This window comes from Streptomyces panaciradicis, assembly GCF_023516615.1.
Taxonomy (GTDB): Bacteria; Actinomycetota; Actinomycetes; order Streptomycetales; family Streptomycetaceae; genus Streptomyces; species Streptomyces panaciradicis.
Window position 1 is genome coordinate 1 of sequence record NZ_JAMGBF010000337.1, and the last position, 444, is coordinate 444.

Consider the following 444-nt stretch of genomic DNA (forward strand, 5'->3'; position numbering starts at 1 on the left):
ATCTGGCTCGGCCTGAACAACTCCATGATGTACGCCGTCATCCTGCTCGGCGCCGTCCCCTCCATCGCCAACGGCCTCGTCTCCGGCGTCGACCAGGTCCCCCCGCTCTTCCTGCGCGCCGGCCGCACCATGGGCGCCACCGGCCTCAAAGGCACCTGGCACATCACCCTGCCCGCCGCCCTGCCCGGCTACGTCGCCGGCATGAAACAGGGCTGGGCCTTCTCCTGGCGCTCCCTCATGGCCGCCGAGATCATCGCCAGCTTCCCCGACCTCGGCGTCGGCCTCGGCCAGCTCCTCGAAAACGCCCGCACCGCCTCCGACATGGCCATGGTCTTCGAAGCCATCCTCCTCATCCTCTTCGTCGGCATCGCCATCGACCTCATCGTCTTCAGCCCCCTCGAACGCTGGGTCCTGCGCAGCCGCGGCCTGCTCGTGAAGGGCTGA

Annotated in this window: 1 protein-coding gene; it reads left to right on the top strand. The window is 68.7% G+C overall.

Translation table 11 applies throughout. The features are described 5' to 3' along the window. Positions 1 to 444: ABC transporter permease (locus M8J74_RS44255; RefSeq protein ID WP_249841781.1), on the top strand; the 444-nt coding region annotated here is incomplete at its 5' end.